We start from the raw sequence: 17050 nt of genomic DNA, 5'->3' as shown, positions 1-17050 counted from the left end.
TTACTTTCCGCTTCACACACCGCCGTTACCAGTGGTGCATGGGAAGGTTAGGAACAGTCTTGGACACTAGACTGGAGGAATCGGTTCCTCGCTCATCTTTTGGAAGCTTTATATATAAGGGCTTCCAACCCTTCGTGCGCCATCGTGTCGCACCCAATTTGGGAAAATCGTACGCGCTTGGAATTGAGACTAACCTGAATGCTATGAAAATACCTTGTTTTGAGCAAACGGCATACCTCTATTCCTCATTTTTGACTCGAATTAGGAACTTCCAGATGGTGCAGAGTAGTACCAGTACTCTGCACCAACAAAAAAATTAACACCTCAAATCTAGACGGACAAAGACGTTCAGCCTTAGCGTATGATTTTCCCGTTTTGGCACGGTGACGCCAAGTATTTTCCCTTTCTACCTTTTCCTGAACCATACTTACCCCCGACTGCAACCACAATTTGGCAATATCTTTGACAAATTACTTCAGTATATTCTCTATTGTCCATGTGTAAAGTAATAACAATAATCAAAAAATATTTGTATTGTCCCAGGATTCATCTGAGGCAGTTTTTTGGGTAGCCAGTTATGATTTTTACATCGCACGGCAAAAAGGTGAGCAATTCCTCTCACTGTCGGATATCCAATCAGAAGTGCCTGAGATTCAAGCCTCAATGCCAGCACCACCAGCATTATCTCGGCCATATCATATAACAGGACATTAAAATTCCGAAATGTGATTCGAGTTCAGTTTATGGGAAAACTAATGACGAATGCCATTCGCCCAAAACTATTTACTCGAAATGGACTTTGACTTTTTACCCAAGCTACCGAAATCAAACCTAGACGATCGCACTTTCAAAGACCTTGTAGAAGAATGCATTCTTCGCATTCCTCGGTACTGTCCAGAATGGACAAACCACAACCCAGGCGATCCGGGGATTACGTTGATTGAACTATTTGCATGGCTCACTGACCAAATGTTGCTGCGCTTCAATCAGGTTCCCCGACGCAATTATGTGGCATTTTTAGAGTTGCTAGGGATTCGTCTCAACCCCCCAACACCAGCCAGATGCTCCCTGACTTTTTATCTCAGTCGCGCTCAACCATCAGAAGTCAGGATACCCGTAAATACAGAAGTTGCTACAATCCGAACTGAAACTGAAGAAGCAGTAATTTTTACGACTGACCGAGAACTAGTAATTGGCAATCCGCAGTTCAAGCACTTGCTAACCGCAGACATAGAAGAAAATACACCCCAATATCTGCGCGATCGCACTCCTGCTAACAATCTCTGGCATGACCTCGATGAAACACTACTGTTTGACCAATCTATGACTGGTAACTGTTTCTATCTGGTATTAGAAGACCCAGAGAATTCTATAGAAGGAAACGTGATTGCGATTAATTTTAAGGGAGAAGCCGCTAGAACTACTGGGATTAACCCTGATGACCCTCCGCGCAAATGGGAAGCTTGGAATGGGAAAACTTGGCAAGCTATTTTGCGCTCTCAAGACGATGATAAGACTAAAGGATTTAGCTTTAGCGAAATCGCTCAACCCTTAGAAGGAGCTGATGTAGTTCTCCATTTACCGCAAGTATGGCCCAAAAGCAACTTTGGTACAAACTACAGTGGTCATTGGATACGTTGCGTCTATACAATCAGTCATGAAGCGCAACCTTCTTACAGTAGCTCTCCTAGTATAGTTGGTTTGACTGTGCGTGCCATTGGTGGTGCAATGGATGCAACTCAATGTATCCGAATTACAGAAGAACTGCTGGGATTGAGCAATGGCAAAGCCGGTCAAGTATTTGAGTTGCGATCGCAACCTGTCTTAGAGCGAAACTCACAGTTGAGAGAATACATTCAACTCAGACTGGCATCGAGAGAAATCGAAGATTGGGTAGAGGTTCCCGATTTTGCCGAATCTGGTGCTGAGAATCCGCACTACACCATCAATTCTCAAACTGGTACAGTCCAATTTGGGCCATTAATTCGAGAACCTGGTCATCTTAAACAATCAACACAACAGCGCAGACATTTACAACCAGGAAGCAGAATTGTCAGGCAAGAGAACTCTCAAAGAGCATCTTTACCATCTACTGCCACTGAAAATACACTATTAGAGCGACAATATGGCAGAGTTCCTCCTCTTGGCTCGGAAATATATATGTTGGCATATCGAACAGGTGGTGGTAGTCGTGGTAACGTCCAAGCCGGAAAAATTACAATTATCAAAAATTCTATTCCCTACGTCAAAAACGTCATTAATTATGAACCGGCTTGTGGTGGAAGCGATGCCGAATCCTTGGATGAAGCTGTAATTAGAGTCCCATCTCTACTGCGAACCCGCGAGTCAGCCTTGATTCCAGAAGATTTTGAGAGATTAGCAATTCGGGCAGCAACAGGGGCAGTTGCTCGTGCCCATTGCTTGACTAAACCTGAACACACTACAGCCGGAATTGTGCGTTTACTGATTGTACCGAATAAAGCAGATAGAGATAACTATGATTTCTCTAAAGGGATGAAACCTGAAGAATATTTCGCTCTTTCTGATGAACTCATAACAGAAATTTTGGATTACATGAGCGATCGCAAACCTTTAGGTGTGCAGATTAAGCTAGAGTCACCTGAATATGTGGGAGTCAGCGTTGAAACTGAGGTGATTCTAGAACCAAAATACAACAATCCACGCGATCGCGAAGAAATTCGCACTTTATTGCTATCAACTCTATACCGCTTTCTCAATCCTCTTGTCGGTGGGCTTTTGGGCAAGGGTTGGGAATTGGGTCGCCCTTTGTATCCTTCAGATATCTTTGCAGTCTGCCAACAAATTCCGGGAGTCCGCTATCTCGGTGCTGTGAAACTATACGGGTTGCGTAAGTTCGATACTGAGTGGTTTCGTGCAGATATCCCAGAATTAGAGATTGACCCAGGCCCATTGGGAATGATTTGTTCTTGGGAAGATGAAAATCCTCAAGTGGGTTCTGTTCACCAAATCGAGTTTCGGGATTAACAAGTCCAATATTAAATATGACTCAAACAACTTCACATCCATCACTAGCGATTTCACTGACATGTATGCAACCCCCAGAAGCCGTTGCATCTAATGCTTTATCGCTCAAAGGCAGCAAAACTGATGAGGCTTTCAGCAATAATTTGCTACTGCGTCCTGGCGAAAGAGGGGAAATGTTTATCACCCTGGAGAACTTGGGGAGTAAGTCAATTAGATGGAAACTAGAAATTGAAGGTAATTTTCCCGCATATTGGTGTGAGTGGCATCAAGAAGACTTTGAAGAAATTGCTCCTAACGAAAAGCTGGAAAAAGCGATATATTTTCTAGTTCCAGATAACTTTTTTGAAAATCAGTTGGCTTTGATGCAAAAAGCGCAACTGCAAATTAATTATCAAACCTCTATTTATGTTTATCTGGAAGGAGCAGGCTCTAGACAATTAGCTGAATATCGAGTTTTTGACTTGTTTGTGCGTCCGCTATGTTCCTACTTAGATTTTGTCCCTGCACTTTACAGGGAAGTAGATTTTGTTGGGCGATATTTGAGCATTATCGAGCAAGCTTTTGATCCGGCTGTCCAAACTATAGATACACTTTGGGCATACCTAGACCCGATTACCGCACCAGAGGCACTGCTTCCTTTTTTAGCTCATTGGGTAGCTTGGGAGATTGATACACGTTGGGAAATTAATGTACAACGGCGTTTGATCCGTAATGCGATCGCGCTTTATCGTTGGCATGGAACGCGGTATGGTTTGCGCTTCTATCTGCATCTTTACACAGGCTTACCGTTAGAGCAAATTGATATTAAAGAAATTTTCGAGCGAGGTTTTGTTTTTGGGGCAACGTCTATAGGTTTCGATTCGATGCTAGGGGGAGGCCGTCCCTATCATTTTATTGTAGAGATGCGGCTTTCTAGCTATGAAGAAATCGATGAAATATCAGTGCGGGAGATTATTGAACGACAGAAACCAGCTTTTTGTACCTACGAGTTGGACATTATCAATCCATAATCTGAGGATTTTGGATAGTAAAAGCCCTGATTAATTCAGGGATCGCGCAGCAAAAAATCTATTTACACTTATCATGTGGCTAGTGCAACTTCCTCATCGTCATTGAAATATACACTAGCTGATTGAACTAGGCTGGACATTAGATTCTCCTAACCAAGTTTTTATCTAATTTTAGTTGTTATAACTACTATCTTATAAAAGCTTGAATATCTTATTATTTTAGAGAACATTATCTGCCTGAAGTAATGAAAAATGATTACTTAGAAAGATTCCATACATACTTTCCATTTTTATCGATATAACCGTACTTATTACCAACCCTTACTTTTGCTAATCCATAAGAAAAACCAGAAACGCTATCAAATTGTGGCTTGATAACAATGTTTCCCCTACTATTAATAAAACCCCATGTTCCACCTTTTGTTTTTACAGATGCAAGCCCTTCATAAAAACGAGAAGCTTCATCAAATCGTGGCGGAATAACTATCTTACCATTTTTGTCAATATAGCCATATCTTTGATTAAGTTTAAAATCAGCTAATCCTTCAGAGAAGTCAAGTGGTTTCTCAAATTGTGGTGGAATTACCATCTCACCAGAAGTATTAATATAGCCATACTTATCATTCATTACGACTGCGGCTAAACAGTCTTGAAAATTAAATACATAGTCGTACTTGGTTGGGATTGTTATTTGACCATTACGGTTAATAAAACCCCAAAATTTACTTCCCCGTCCTGTTTCATCCAAAATCCCATTAATTAGCCCCCAAATGCCGGGATTGCGTACCCAAACAGGTGCTAACCCATTAGTGAAGCCTAAGCTCTCAATATCTATATTGATATTCTTTAGCTCGATGACCACTTTGCCGTTAGTGTCAATAAAACCACTTTTATTTTGATTGTTTTCATAACTTTCAAATCCTGCTAAACCTTCGGAAAAACCCGTGTATCCACTAAATTTAGGTTTGACTATAAACTTGCCATCCCGGTCGATAAAACCCCACAAATAGCCTTTCTGTACAGCAGATCGCTGCTCACTAAATCCCAAAACCTGATTAAACTGGGGTTGAACTATAATTTTTCCATTGAGGTCTATAAAACCCCACTTTCCATGTTGCTTGACAGCTGCTCGTTGTTCAGAAAATTGATGAACATTCTCAAATTGCGGTGAAACGATCACTTTACCAGTACTATCAATAAAACCCCATTTGCCATTTTTACCACCTAAAGCTGCTCGGTTTTCTGAAAAATTGGCAACCTGGTCTAACTCAAACTGTGGCTTGATAATAATTCTTCCTGTATTGTCAATAAAACCTAATTTACCATTTTGTACGATACGGAATAAAGGTTTTTGTTCTGGTGTTAAGACTTCAATTTGAGCCGAGACCTTCTCCTGGTTTGGGCAAGCAGAAGAAGTTGCTTGTCCTTTAACACAACCTGAAAGCAAATTTAATGAGATAAAGCAAACGAATAATAATTGCTTTGAAAACATTGTCACATCTTTTATATGTCAACTATTTTTTGGATAGAATGGGCTAGGTATTGGTATATTTAAAGGACGTTGTGGGCCTATTTGCTGTCTTGGGGCAAAGCCTTGTGGTGGACATCCGTTTTTTTCTAACAAATCTCTAATCCACCATCTGTACTGACTAATCCAAGGACCCAGTTTTTCGTTTATGTTCATTTGAGGAACCGTTTCTGGTTTTTGTGTACGTCGATTTTCAAAGTTGTTAGATCGCTGCTCAACCTTTCCTCCTTGATAAAGAGTACCTAGAATACCAGCTTGATCTCTGACGTTGTAAATTGGTCTTGGAGGTTTATCTTCTTGTTCGTCTTTTCGTGCAAAGCTTTTAGCGCTTGCCTCATAAATGTCTGCTGCTCTATCTAAAATAGCTCCTATATAAATAATCGCCCATTCTGGATTTCTTAATCTGTCTGATCGAGGACCTATAAGTCCTATTTGAGGTTTTTTTGAATTTAGCGGAGTAACTCGCCCTTCTTTTTCTACTTTTTCAGCTACATCCCCTGGATAAGGATGAATTTTCCCAGCAATATTAGATCGCAATGGTCCAGTTCTCCAAGCGGGAAAAGGATTTTCAATTCCTTCCCATAGTATTGCTCCTGCGATTGCATCAGGAGTTACATTATATTCTTGAGCTATTTTACATATCCATTTGGCTTTCTCACTAACTATTCTAATTGCCTCCTGTCGCTGCGATTCATCATTTGAATCATTACGTTCAGTCCAAGGAGGCAGGTTAGAAAAAGCAGCTGGATTACTTTGGGCAATTTCTGTTTTATTTTCTATTGAGAACTGGGTTTTATCTTCTGCTTCTCTTTCTGATGACAGTGGAATTTGCTCATAATGCTCTAAAACTTTGAGTTTGCTTCGTTTAACAGATGGGGTAATGTTTGGGTTTAACTTAATTCCTTCGTCATAGGCTTTGAGTACGTCTTGATACCGTTTGTCTTTAATTGCCGTATCAGCAAGGTGAATCCAGTCTTGAGTTTCAGTGGATTGGATGATGTGAGAATTAGCAGAAGCTTCTGCGGCTGGGTTTTGAGTTGATTTTGAAGACTTTTGTCCACCTTCTTCTAGTTGGACTTGCTGATGTGAAGCATTCTCCGACTTTTCTGTTTCATTATTTGCATAAAGCTGAACAGGTTCTTGGGCTTCATTTTGCACTTCACATTGAATGCAGCATTTCTCCGGCTTGGCATCGCTATCATGGGCAGACGACTCGTTTGGCTTATATGATTCATTTTCTTGCCGAGAAGCAGCTTTAGCCTGGATTCTTCTGTAAACGGGGTCAAGAGACATCCAGTTTGCTGGGACATCTGGTAAAGAATCTATCCTCTCTTGTGCTGAAAGTCCTGGTGTAAAAGCAGATTTGGATTGAATTTTCTGCGGCTGCTTCTTTATTGGTGTATCGTGTTGGGAATTCCAAGCGACGGCTCTTTGTACTCGCTGATAAACCATATCCGTTATTATCTCCTACCTGCTGTGACAATTTTTCTGCCGGATAATTTCAGTATATTCGCTCTCGTTATAAGTGCAAATAACAACCACAATCTAAGTTGCAGGGAGGATTGTGGATTGAAACAATGGACACTACATTTACCACTAACTGGTATGATACCAACTACAGCTATTTGCTCGCAGCAGCCGAACAAGTAAATTACTCGTTAGCGCTTCACGTTGCACAAATCGAAAATCAACCACCTGCTACCAAACCTGAATCCTCTCTGGCTGCGCTAAAAGATGCAATGCTAGCCCCACCAGCCCTAGAGCAGTTGTGTAACATTTTTCAGCTATCCAAGTTTGAGCGCGATATCCTATTGCTGTGCGTTGCAAGAGAACTCATGCCCAACTTCAAATCGTTGTGCATCAAAGCTCAAGGAGATGAAAAACTAACCCTACCCACTTTCAGCTTAGTTAGAAACATCTTCTCCACATTTAATTGGTCAGCCTTGACACCCCAAGCACCCCTACAATACTGGCAGCTTGTGCAAGTGCAAGAGGGAGACACCCTCATGGAAAGCACCCTCAAAATCGACCAGAGGATTTTTTACTACCTTTTAGGGGAACCAAGTCTTGACCCCCAATTGACGGGAATTCTTCAACCCATACCGTTAGGAGTGGCTGGTAATAACTCTTTGCCAGCATCTCACCAACGAATTGCCGAACAACTGGCAAAAATCTGGATGCAACCAACTGATGTTAACACCAGTTCCCTGATTCAGTTGTGTGGTGCTGACAATACAGCTTTACGCCAGATTGCAATTGCCGCCAGTGCATTTGTGGAGTATAACTTGGGGGTGATATCTGCAAAACATCTCACCTCTGACTCTACAAAGCTGCAAGCAATCATCCGGCGCATCGAACGAGAAGTCATCTTAAACAACTGTATCATCTTGCTCGATTGCTTCAATGTGTTCCCTGGGGATACAGTTTTCATCCAGACTATTTCCCATTTGACCGAAAATAGTCGCATTCCATTAGTTATTACTAGTAGAGAACGCCTCCCCCTAACCCAAGAAACATATCTCACCTTTGATGTTCCCAAACTGACAACTAATGAACAGCTTGCTATCTGGCAGGATGCTTTAGGCGCTTCTTTAGTTGAACTTAACCCAAGTGTCGAAACATTAGTCTCCCAATTTCACCTCAGTCAAGAAGGAATTTATACCGCCGTTTCCACCGCCAAAGGAATTATCAATACCAACCCCGTCTCACCAGGCGATACCAACAAAGAAGCCACAATATTGTGGGATTCCTGCCGCATTCAAGCTCGTCCCCAACTCGATGACTTAGCCTCTCGTATAAATACCAATGCCACCTGGGATGACTTGGTGCTACCCGATCAACAGCAACAACTACTGCGTGAAATGATCGTTCACGTCCAACACCGACTGACGGTTTATGAAAAATGGGGATTCGCCAATAAAAGCGATCGCGGCTTGGGCATTGCCGCATTATTTTCTGGGATAAGTGGTACTGGTAAAACCATGTCCGCAGAAGTCATCGCCAACGAACTGCGTTTAGACTTGTATCGCATTGACCTCAGTGCAGTGGTTAGTAAATACATCGGTGAAACTGAAAAAAACCTGCGGCGGATTTTTGATGCTGCTGAAGCTGGTGGGGCAGTCTTGCTGTTTGACGAAGCCGATGCATTATTTAGCAAGCGTACCGAAGTTAAGGACAGTCACGATCGCAACGCCAATCTAGAAACTAATTATCTACTGCAACGCCTGGAAGCCTATCAAGGGTTAGCTATTCTTACCACCAATTTAAGAAACTCCATTGATTCTGCCTTCATGCGTCGCATCCGCTTTGTGGTGGAATTTGAATTTCCGACTCCAGAAATTAGAGAGCAGATTTGGCAGCAGATTTTCCCCAAAGATACGCCGACTCTGCAATTGGACTACGCCAAACTCGCACGCCTGAATGTTCCTGGTGGCAATATCCGCAGCATCGCCATGAACGCCGCATTTTTAGCCGCAGCCGCCGCAGAACCTGTACAGATGAAGCATTTATTGAGTGCAACTATCAGTGAAGGTCGCAAAACTGGGCTATCGCTGGGTAATCATACTAAAGGCTGGGTCTGAACAATCACATTACACTTCACCAAACAAATTAACTAAATTTTCTCAACCAAACATTTTTATATGAGTAATTATCTCGCACTTGCCACTGTCACTGCTACGATCAAAAGAATCTTAGAAACAGCAATTGATATTGACCTACCAGGAGCCAAAGTTACCACTCTGCGACCAGGTGCTGGTGGTAGCGACATCCCAGAACTGAGAGTTAATATTTATTTATACCAAGCTATCCCATCACCTGCTTGGCGCAATTCCGATTTACGTGCCCGTCGTCCCAAAGGGGAGTTAATCAAGCAGGCACAAGCGGGGCTAGACTTGTATTATCTGATGACTTTTTATGGAAATGAAGCACAACTAGAGCCACAACGCCTGATGGGGAGTGCGGTGCGGACTCTGGTTGATTACCCGATCTTAACTTCGGAAATGATTCGCTCGACTTTAGATAATCCTGGTTACAGTTTTTTGGCGGGTTCGACTTTAGACCAGCAAGTGGAACGGGTAACAATTGTTCCGAGCAACATGAATACCGATGAATTCGCCAAAGTTTGGTCATCGTTTTTCCAGCCGCCTTATGCTTTATCTTTTGCTTTCCAAGGGAGTGCGGTACTGATTGATGGCAATAAACCCAGTGGGCGGGCATTACCAGTACGGGGGATTGCTACTTATAGCACACCTAATCAACCGAAGATTGAACCAGTTATCAATGAAGCTGGGGCGAATCAGCCGATTGTGGCTACTAGCCGCTTGATTGTTCGCGGGAATCTCATGGCTGGGAATCGCCCAACTGTCAAGCTGGGAGATGCACAACTGACTCAATTGTTGTTTGGGGAGCGGGAAATCATTTTAAATTTAGCTAATCTGCCACTTGAGCAAAAGTCTTTGTTGAGGGCGGGGATACAGAGTTTGCAGGTGTTGTATCCTACAGCAAAAGTTACAGTTACATCTTCTGAGCCAGAACATCTGGTGGGTTCTAATTTAGTGCCGTTGATTTTGTGTCCGAGTGTGGTTTGCGTAAACAAGAGTGAAGTTAAACAAAATCTGGATGAGCTTTATGGGGCTGATGTGGAGGTGGAGGTTGATTTGACGGTTGGTGTTGGGCAGAGGGTGTCATTGTTTTTGAATGAACGCTCTTCGTCGAATCCTGCTGCTTATATTTTTGCTGCTAAGGAACGTTTGTCAGATGGCAATTTGGTGAGCTTCCGTGTCAGTGATGTTAAACCGGGAGAGTATTTGCTGCGGGTGCAAATTGATGGTGGCGAAAGTCCTTTGCTTGTGGATACTGATGCAGATAGCGACTTTTTCGGGCAGTATGTTAGTCCGACTGTGGCGATCGGGTGAAGTTGATACGCTCCTAAATTAATATATTAAACACCTCAAATTCCTTGAAAAGCCTACAAGTAAAAATTCATTTTTGTAATCAGCATTTATACGTACCTTATCAGTTGGTATTTATCTATTGAGGCTTGATTAACTCCATAATACTTATGTGAGTAAAACTTAAACTATTCAAAAGTTAACATTGGCGTACTAGCATTACCTCTGTTACACGGCTAAACTACGGATATTTTGTATGTATAACTTTATATATAATTTTCCACTCAACAGCTATATCGTAAAAATTGACTAAAAAAGTTGGCATCTAATACTAAATGCGACTATCTTGGTTGGTTGTAAAATTTGATGCGCCTTTATAGCCATAAGATGACTCATCAATCTTTTCCCTCGCCGCCACCTCTACCTTTACAGCGTCTTCATGTCTACGACAGCTTGATGATGAACGCTGAACGCTGGCAAAAAGCCCAGCAGTATCATCGACAACGCCAAAATGTTCACTACCAGTCTCTTAACGAACCTGGTATTGTCTACGGTTTGGGTGTTCGTGTTATTACTGCGCCAGCAGAAGCGGCGGCAAAATTTCGCGATCGCCGTTGGTTAGAAATTCAACCCGGTATTGCCATTGATTTAGAAGGTAATCCGATTGTTGTTGACCCCTCTACAGACCGCACATTTAGAATTGCCACTCCTGCTCCTACCACCGGAAGCATAACGGTATACTTGGTGGTGAGCTATGTAGAACCGCAAAACCCAAAGCACAAGCAAGGTTCCGATCTAATTCGGGAATGGTTCCGGTTTGACGAAAAGACCAGTCCACCCACTGAAAAAGAAATAGAATTGTGCCGGATTAGGTTGCAACCCGCTACGGTGGAACTAGAAGCACCAACTGATGTATTGTTTCCAAGCTATAACCAGCTAGATTTGCGATCGCGTCAGAAAGCAAAAGCTAGACCGCAAACTGTTGTTCAGATTGCAACTATACTCAACGTGAGCGATGGCACTCATGAAAACCTCTCTTATTTAATGCAATCTATAGGAAACTTGTATGCATCTTTGTATGGAACGTCAGAAATTGCCCAGGTTGACTTGCATTCTCAAATTCCTAATTACGATTTACTTTATGTGACTGGTTGGCAAGCACTCAATCTAGATACAAAAGAGCTAGATACTCTGATTAAATATTTACTAACTGGTGGAGTTATTTTTATCGAAGTTCCTCAAAATAGCCGTCTGTTAGTAGAAGATATCAAAAAGTTAATTACATTTCAGTTAGAGATTTCATTACAATCCTGGCAGGAATTAATCCGAAATCATCCTCTAAGAACACAACCGTTTTTATTTGCGGCACTTCCTCAAATTAATCACCAACGAATTCAGCTATGGAATGGAGGAGGAATAGTCTTAGTAGAGGGTGATTTATCTGGTGCTTGGGGATTAGACGAAAATCTTTCTCTCGAACGCAATGACATTCGTACAGCCCAAGAGCTAGCAATTAATATTTTAGATTTTGCCTCACATCGACGGCAGATATATGCTTGTTTGCAATAAAGTTATCCCTATTATTTCATAATTGCCATTTAGTTATTAATAATTAATTTAATATTGAAACAATTATTACTTAATTTTAAAAACTCATCATTATTATATATTTTTTGTAAATTATTAAGGCAATTTAAATCATGGCAGGTAGTGTCAAAGCTATAGTTTCAAAAAAAATCATACAATTCACACCAGATAGTTCATACGACTTGTCTAATGTAACAGTCAATGAAGAAAATGAGTTTGATGTAACTGTTATTAATGAAAGCGATAAATTTGCCAGCTTTCAGGTAGAGCTTTTAACAGCAGGGTTAGATGAAAACTCTCATGTTAAATGGTATAAGATTTACCCAGAAGTTTGTACAAAAAAACCTCCTGGTAGTGAAACCACATTTCATGTAGCAATTATCAAAGCACCAATTACTGTATATGATACTACTATTGATGTAATAATTAAGATTTTTTCTGTTGAATATGAAAGATTATATACTAGCCAAAAAATTAGTTTAACTATAAACAAGCCTTTGAGGTCTTTGCGACTTGAAATGCCTATTAAAGAACTCAAAGTAACTCTTGGCAATCAAATAGAAATTCCAGTTATCGTATATAATTTAAGTCCAAAATTTACTGAGATTCAGTTGAGTTTGTCAGGATTAAACCCTGATTGGTTCACGATAGGAACTCAACGAAAGCTACAAATTGAACCAGGTGACTCGCAAAAAATCAGTTTTTTATGTCAACCAACGAAAGGCAATCAAACCCTCAGTAAAGAATATAAATTTACCATTGATGCTGGCTCTAACACAAGTCAGTATACTACGCGCGAACAGGGAATTCTAGAGGTTCTTCCTGATGGAGTCGTGGAATTTAGCTGTAGCAATAAGCAGCAAACTATTCCAAGTAAAGGAAGAAAACAGTCTAACTCTGCTATTTATGAACTAATACTTAAAAACGACAGTAATCTGCTTCAACGAGTTCATGTTATTGTTCCTCAAAAAGAACATATAAAAATTGGTTTTGGGATTCCCGAAGCCGTAAATATAATCCCAGGTGAGACAAAAAGTATGCATCTGGAGGTAAACAATCAAAGACCTTGGTTAGGACGCAGAAAGCGGCAGCCATTTGAAGTTTCAGTTGGTTTAACTAATCCTAATTCAGGGGAACCAAGTACTTTCATTTTTCCCATTCCCAATACCCAAATTTTAGAACTGATAGTTTTACCTATTATCCCTTTTATACTTCAAATTGGTAGCGCAGCAATAATTGCATTATTGCTTTTGTTAAATTTATGGCTTCATCCAAAAGTGTACCATACAGGAGCAGTAAACTCTGTACGCTTGGTTGGTAAAGCAGGTAAGGTAGTTAGCGGTTCTAGTGACCAAACAATTCGACTTTGGCAAGTTAATGACGGTCATTGGCAACTAAATGGTAATCGTCTTAAATATGAAGGTGAAATTGCTTCGGAAACAGAAAATAAAAAAGCTGTGCGTGTAATTCGTTCTAGCCCAATGGATGACGGAGTAATTGCAGCTGGATTGGATAGTGGAGATATTCAACTATGGGACACTTTGAAAAGACAAAAAAAACCAGTTTATAGCGGAACTGATCGTGTATTTGATTTAGCATTTTCACAAAATCCTCCTTACTTATTTAGTGGTCATGGTAGTGGTCAAGTTCGCCAATGGGATTTAACAAAAACCAATAAAAAACCGATTAATATTGCATACGTTAAGTTTGCTATTTACGCTCTTGCTATTACTGAAAACCAAATTGAGCCTGATTTAATTTTTATTGCTGGACGTTATAATAAACTTGCTGTATGGGACTGGAGTAAAAAAATAATCTACGAGATTCCTTACGAACACACAGTAAGTGAATTAAAAAAAGGGTTTAAATTTAAACCATTCATGAGTCAGCAAAACTATATTACTAGCTTAACAACTGCTAATAATAAATTGGCAATATCTGATAATCAAGGTTATATAACTTTATGGGATGTTAATAAAATCCGTCAATGTATTAACAAAGAAGCAGAACAACAGCTAGATATAAGTAAAAAGATTAAAATCATCAATGGCAATAAAAAAAACAATCCAAATAGAAATATTACTAGTAATCAAATTAAGCCATTAGAATGCGATCAATATGTTATTGCTCAGTCATCTGAAGGACACCATAAGCAACCAGTACGTTCAATCGCTTTGACGCAAAGTGCTTGTCATCTAGCAAGTGTGGGGGATGATGGACAAGTAATTCTTTGGGATCTTTCTAAAGATAAAATAAAAAATTTGTTAGTGCAATCAGGTACAACTCTTATAAAAGAGAATACAAAATTTAACAGCGTTGATATTAAAGCATTAAAAGACGATCAAGACGATTATGTTCTCATAACTATTGGTGATGATAACTATAATGTCAAGTTGTATCGCGTTAACGGGATAAAAGATAATGCAAATTGTAAGTAATCCACTTTTTATAGAAGACCTAGCCGGAAATAGTAATGAAATTAAGCGAGGTTCTATTGGTCAGCGCCGTATCCGTGTCAAAAATCTTGGTGAGAGAATAGCAGAAATTGATATTTGGATCGCTGCTACTGATAACAAGTCTGAATCTCTGTTGTCGTGGTGTACTTTTAGCGAGCAAAATCCATTAAAAATAGATGCTAAAAGTTTTAAAGAGGTGACATTAAATTTTCAACTACCTCTTTCTGCAACACCAGAATTATACAACTACGAAATACTCGTTGAAGCTGCAACTCAGTACCCTGGTAAAATCTGTCGTCGTCCTCTGCAACTTCGAGTTTTGCCTTCAGATCAAGATGCTGAATGGGGAAATGAACCAGGATTTACTATAATCCAGCCAATTACTAACTCTGCTAATCCTTTATCTCTACAGGCCCAAGAACAATTAGAAGTAAAAATCAAGGTTGAAAATCGCTCTAAAAGGGTAGATCGTTTTTATTTAAGTTGTCCTGAATTCACAAAAGAATGGTATTCGGTAAGATATCCAGAGATTGGTTTAGATATTCCTGGGTTAATAAAAGAAACTGATGGTTTGGAACTGAACCCAGGAAGTTCGGGTGAAATTAACTTAATTTTACATCCGCCACAATATACTCCGGCCGGAAATTATTTTCCGACCATTCGCCTGATATCCAGTAATAAAGAAGACTTAGTACTGCTGGATGTAGTCTATCTGAAAATTCTTCCTGATGACAGATTGGATATCCAAATGCATCCCCTCTCTCGGAAAGTGCCTACTGAAACGGGAGAGTTTGAAATTGAATTAACTAATCGGGGTAATATCCAACGAGAATTTAACATTCGTGCTAAAGATGAGGACGGTTTTTTCAACTATCTTTTGCAACCAAAAATGGTGCAAATCTCGCCAGGAGAAAAGCGAATAGTAGTATTAAAGGTAAAACCTCGGAAATGGTGGCGTCGCCACTGGCGAGGAAAAGGCTTACCACTCACTTTTGCTGTAGAACTGGAAAATATTGCTGTCGGGGAAGATTCCTTTATCCCAGCACTACCTAAAAACTTACCTCAAGGGAATTTGCTGTGGCAATCTCAGCCTTGGTGGAAGTTGTGGCTCCTGATTCTGTTATGCTTGGGAACTATTGGATTATTAGCTTTTGCAATTTGGTGGAATTTATTGAGACAAAAAACACCACCACCATTGCCCCAGGTAATGAAATTTGAAACTACAGCTAATAAATATCAAGAAGCTAAGGATAATGCCATTCGTCTTAATTGGCAGATAATACATTTTCAACAAGTAGAAAAAGTAACTGTTATTAGCCTAGAAAAAAACGTCGAATTAGACCGCAAAAATTACTTCTTTAAAGATGGAATTCCTCAGAACTTACAACCTAGTAAAAATAACACTATTGGAATATGTGAGTCTAAGAAGTCTGAGATTAATTCGAGTTTAGCAGATAAAAAAGGCAAGCAGGAGGTATCGGACGAAAAGTCTAAATCTAATCTCTACTCAACCCTATTCCCTTCCAAGAAAAATGTTACCTATCAAACACTTGTTTTAAACTGTAAAGACATCATTACTAATGCTATAACAGCAGGGAATTATACTTTTAAAATAGAAGTATACCCCAAACAAAACTCTGAGCAATTTTCATCACAGCAGACTACAGATACAATTCAAGTTATTCCGAAAAAGCCTTTACCTTTACCAAAAATTACTGATTTTTCACCCACTCAACCTATTTATCAAGAAGTTAGTATTGTTAAATTAACGAAAAAAGTTACACCAATAGTTACAAGCTTAGTACCGGTCCGCTTGAATTGGAATATAGTTAATCCTAATCAAATTAAAGAGTTAAAAATGGTTGGCTTAGGTGCGGATGGTTCCATTACTAGCCAATTGCAGTCTTACTTAATTATAAATAATCAATTACCAGACAAGTTAAAAAGATTTTGTACTATTACTTCAACTAATTTAAAATGCCGCAATTTTCCTACGGATGTGAATCAAGCAGGTAATTATACTTTCAAAATGACAACAGTTTACCAAAATGAACAAGCTGAAACTGAGATTACTAAAACTACCGATATAATCAAAATTTTACCCAAACCGGCTACGTCTGTAAATATTATCTCTTTTAAAATTAACGGCGAAGAGGTGAATCAGAAGCCAAAGCATACTTTTGGCATTAGTAAAATGCGTTCTGAGGCGGATATTACTGTGTCTTGGCAAGTAGCAGATGGCGAAGATATTAAAGTTGAAATACTTCCTGCTCCTGGGGTTGTCAGCAGTAAAGGGTCTTTAGCAAAATACCCACTTAGCAAACCCCCTAGTAGCGAAACCATTACCTTGAAAGTTACAAATAAGGCTGGTGAACAAACTACTCAATCAGTTTTAATTGAAACTGTTGAGCCAAGCCAAACTCAATCATCTTCTGGTAATAATTCTGGGAAGACTACATCTGGAAGTAATTCATCAACAACAGGTTCAGCTATACACTCAAATTCAGCAGAAGAACTTACACCAGTTGAATTTCCACCAATAGGTTACTGAATTTTAATAAACAATAGACC

The 17050-nt window shown here is 39.9% G+C and carries 11 protein-coding genes; 8 read left to right on the top strand and 3 right to left on the bottom strand.

What is annotated here, in order from left to right; all coding sequences use genetic code 11:
• Positions 1-245: 245 nt before the first annotated feature.
• Positions 246-425, bottom strand: coding sequence for a hypothetical protein (locus RM347_RS30470; RefSeq protein WP_322721736.1), 180 nt, complete (start codon positions 423-425; stop codon positions 246-248).
• 109 nt (positions 426-534) lie between these two features.
• On the opposite strand from RM347_RS30470, the gene RM347_RS30465 reads away from it, so the two are divergent.
• From RM347_RS30465 to RM347_RS30455, 3 genes are read left to right on the top strand one after another with little or no spacing between them, the layout of a single operon-like run.
• Positions 535-714: a hypothetical protein gene (locus tag RM347_RS30465; RefSeq protein WP_322721737.1), complete on the top strand. Its 180-nt coding sequence runs from the start codon at positions 535-537 to the stop codon at positions 712-714.
• Between the two features lie 48 nt (positions 715-762).
• Positions 763-3006 carry a putative baseplate assembly protein gene (locus RM347_RS30460; protein WP_322721738.1) on the top strand — a complete coding sequence of 748 codons (2244 nt, stop codon included), beginning with the start codon at positions 763-765 and terminating at the stop codon, positions 3004-3006.
• A 17-nt stretch (positions 3007-3023) separates the two neighbouring features.
• On the top strand, positions 3024-4016 hold the full coding sequence (locus tag RM347_RS30455; RefSeq protein WP_322721739.1) for a phage tail protein: 993 nt from the start codon (positions 3024-3026) through the stop codon (positions 4014-4016).
• A 256-nt stretch (positions 4017-4272) separates the two neighbouring features.
• On the opposite strand, the gene RM347_RS30450 is transcribed toward RM347_RS30455, so the two are convergent.
• Both RM347_RS30450 and RM347_RS30445 read right to left on the bottom strand, forming a co-directional pair.
• Positions 4273-5508, bottom strand: a complete 1236-nt coding sequence (locus tag RM347_RS30450; RefSeq protein ID WP_322721740.1) for a WG repeat-containing protein — start codon at positions 5506-5508, stop codon at positions 4273-4275.
• 18 nt (positions 5509-5526) lie between these two features.
• Entirely contained in the window at positions 5527-6996 is a 1470-nt protein-coding gene (locus RM347_RS30445; protein WP_322721741.1) for a hypothetical protein, read from the bottom strand.
• A 125-nt stretch (positions 6997-7121) separates the two neighbouring features.
• On the opposite strand from RM347_RS30445, the gene RM347_RS30440 reads away from it, so the two are divergent.
• The 5 genes from RM347_RS30440 (at position 7122) to RM347_RS30420 (ending at position 17030) form a co-directional block, all read left to right on the top strand.
• On the top strand, positions 7122-9125 hold the full coding sequence (locus tag RM347_RS30440; protein ID WP_322721742.1) for an ATP-binding protein: 2004 nt from the start codon (positions 7122-7124) through the stop codon (positions 9123-9125).
• A gap of 60 nt (positions 9126-9185) precedes the next feature.
• Positions 9186-10460 carry a DUF4255 domain-containing protein gene (locus RM347_RS30435; protein WP_322721743.1) on the top strand — a complete coding sequence of 425 codons (1275 nt, stop codon included), beginning with the start codon at positions 9186-9188 and terminating at the stop codon, positions 10458-10460.
• A gap of 363 nt (positions 10461-10823) precedes the next feature.
• Positions 10824-12005, top strand: a complete 1182-nt coding sequence (locus RM347_RS30430) for a DUF4159 domain-containing protein (protein WP_322721744.1) — start codon at positions 10824-10826, stop codon at positions 12003-12005.
• A gap of 131 nt (positions 12006-12136) precedes the next feature.
• The gene (locus tag RM347_RS30425; protein ID WP_322721745.1) at positions 12137-14461 is read left to right on the top strand and encodes a hypothetical protein; all 2325 of its coding nucleotides are present in this window, start codon (positions 12137-12139) and stop codon (positions 14459-14461) included.
• On the top strand, positions 14445-17030 hold the full coding sequence (locus RM347_RS30420; protein WP_322721746.1) for a hypothetical protein: 2586 nt from the start codon (positions 14445-14447) through the stop codon (positions 17028-17030). The genes RM347_RS30425 and RM347_RS30420 overlap by 17 nt, the downstream gene beginning before the upstream one ends.
• Positions 17031-17050 lie beyond the last annotated feature (20 nt).

It is taken from the genome of Nostoc sp. ChiQUE02 (genome assembly GCF_034531305.2).
GTDB lineage: Bacteria > Cyanobacteriota > Cyanobacteriia > Cyanobacteriales > Nostocaceae > Nostoc.
The sequence above is the reverse complement of the archived record's forward strand: the minus strand, read 5'-3'. Positions and strand labels throughout refer to the sequence as shown.

What these genes read in the sequence shown, in the direction of transcription:
- RM347_RS30420 (WP_322721746.1), top strand. Translation starts at nt 14,445, where the DNA reads ATGCAAATTGTAAGTAATCCACTTTTTATAGAAGACCTAGCCGGAAAT.
- RM347_RS30430 (WP_322721744.1), top strand. Translation starts at nt 10,824, where the DNA reads ATGACTCATCAATCTTTTCCCTCGCCGCCACCTCTACCTTTACAGCGT.
- RM347_RS30445 (WP_322721741.1), bottom strand. Translation starts at nt 6,996, where the DNA reads ATGGTTTATCAGCGAGTACAAAGAGCCGTCGCTTGGAATTCCCAACAC.
- RM347_RS30450 (WP_322721740.1), bottom strand. Translation starts at nt 5,508, where the DNA reads ATGTTTTCAAAGCAATTATTATTCGTTTGCTTTATCTCATTAAATTTG.
- RM347_RS30460 (WP_322721738.1), top strand. Translation starts at nt 763, where the DNA reads ATGCCATTCGCCCAAAACTATTTACTCGAAATGGACTTTGACTTTTTA.
- RM347_RS30470 (WP_322721736.1), bottom strand. Translation starts at nt 425, where the DNA reads ATGGTTCAGGAAAAGGTAGAAAGGGAAAATACTTGGCGTCACCGTGCC.
- RM347_RS30455 (WP_322721739.1), top strand. Translation starts at nt 3,024, where the DNA reads ATGACTCAAACAACTTCACATCCATCACTAGCGATTTCACTGACATGT.
- RM347_RS30440 (WP_322721742.1), top strand. Translation starts at nt 7,122, where the DNA reads ATGGACACTACATTTACCACTAACTGGTATGATACCAACTACAGCTAT.
- RM347_RS30425 (WP_322721745.1), top strand. Translation starts at nt 12,137, where the DNA reads ATGGCAGGTAGTGTCAAAGCTATAGTTTCAAAAAAAATCATACAATTC.
- RM347_RS30435 (WP_322721743.1), top strand. Translation starts at nt 9,186, where the DNA reads ATGAGTAATTATCTCGCACTTGCCACTGTCACTGCTACGATCAAAAGA.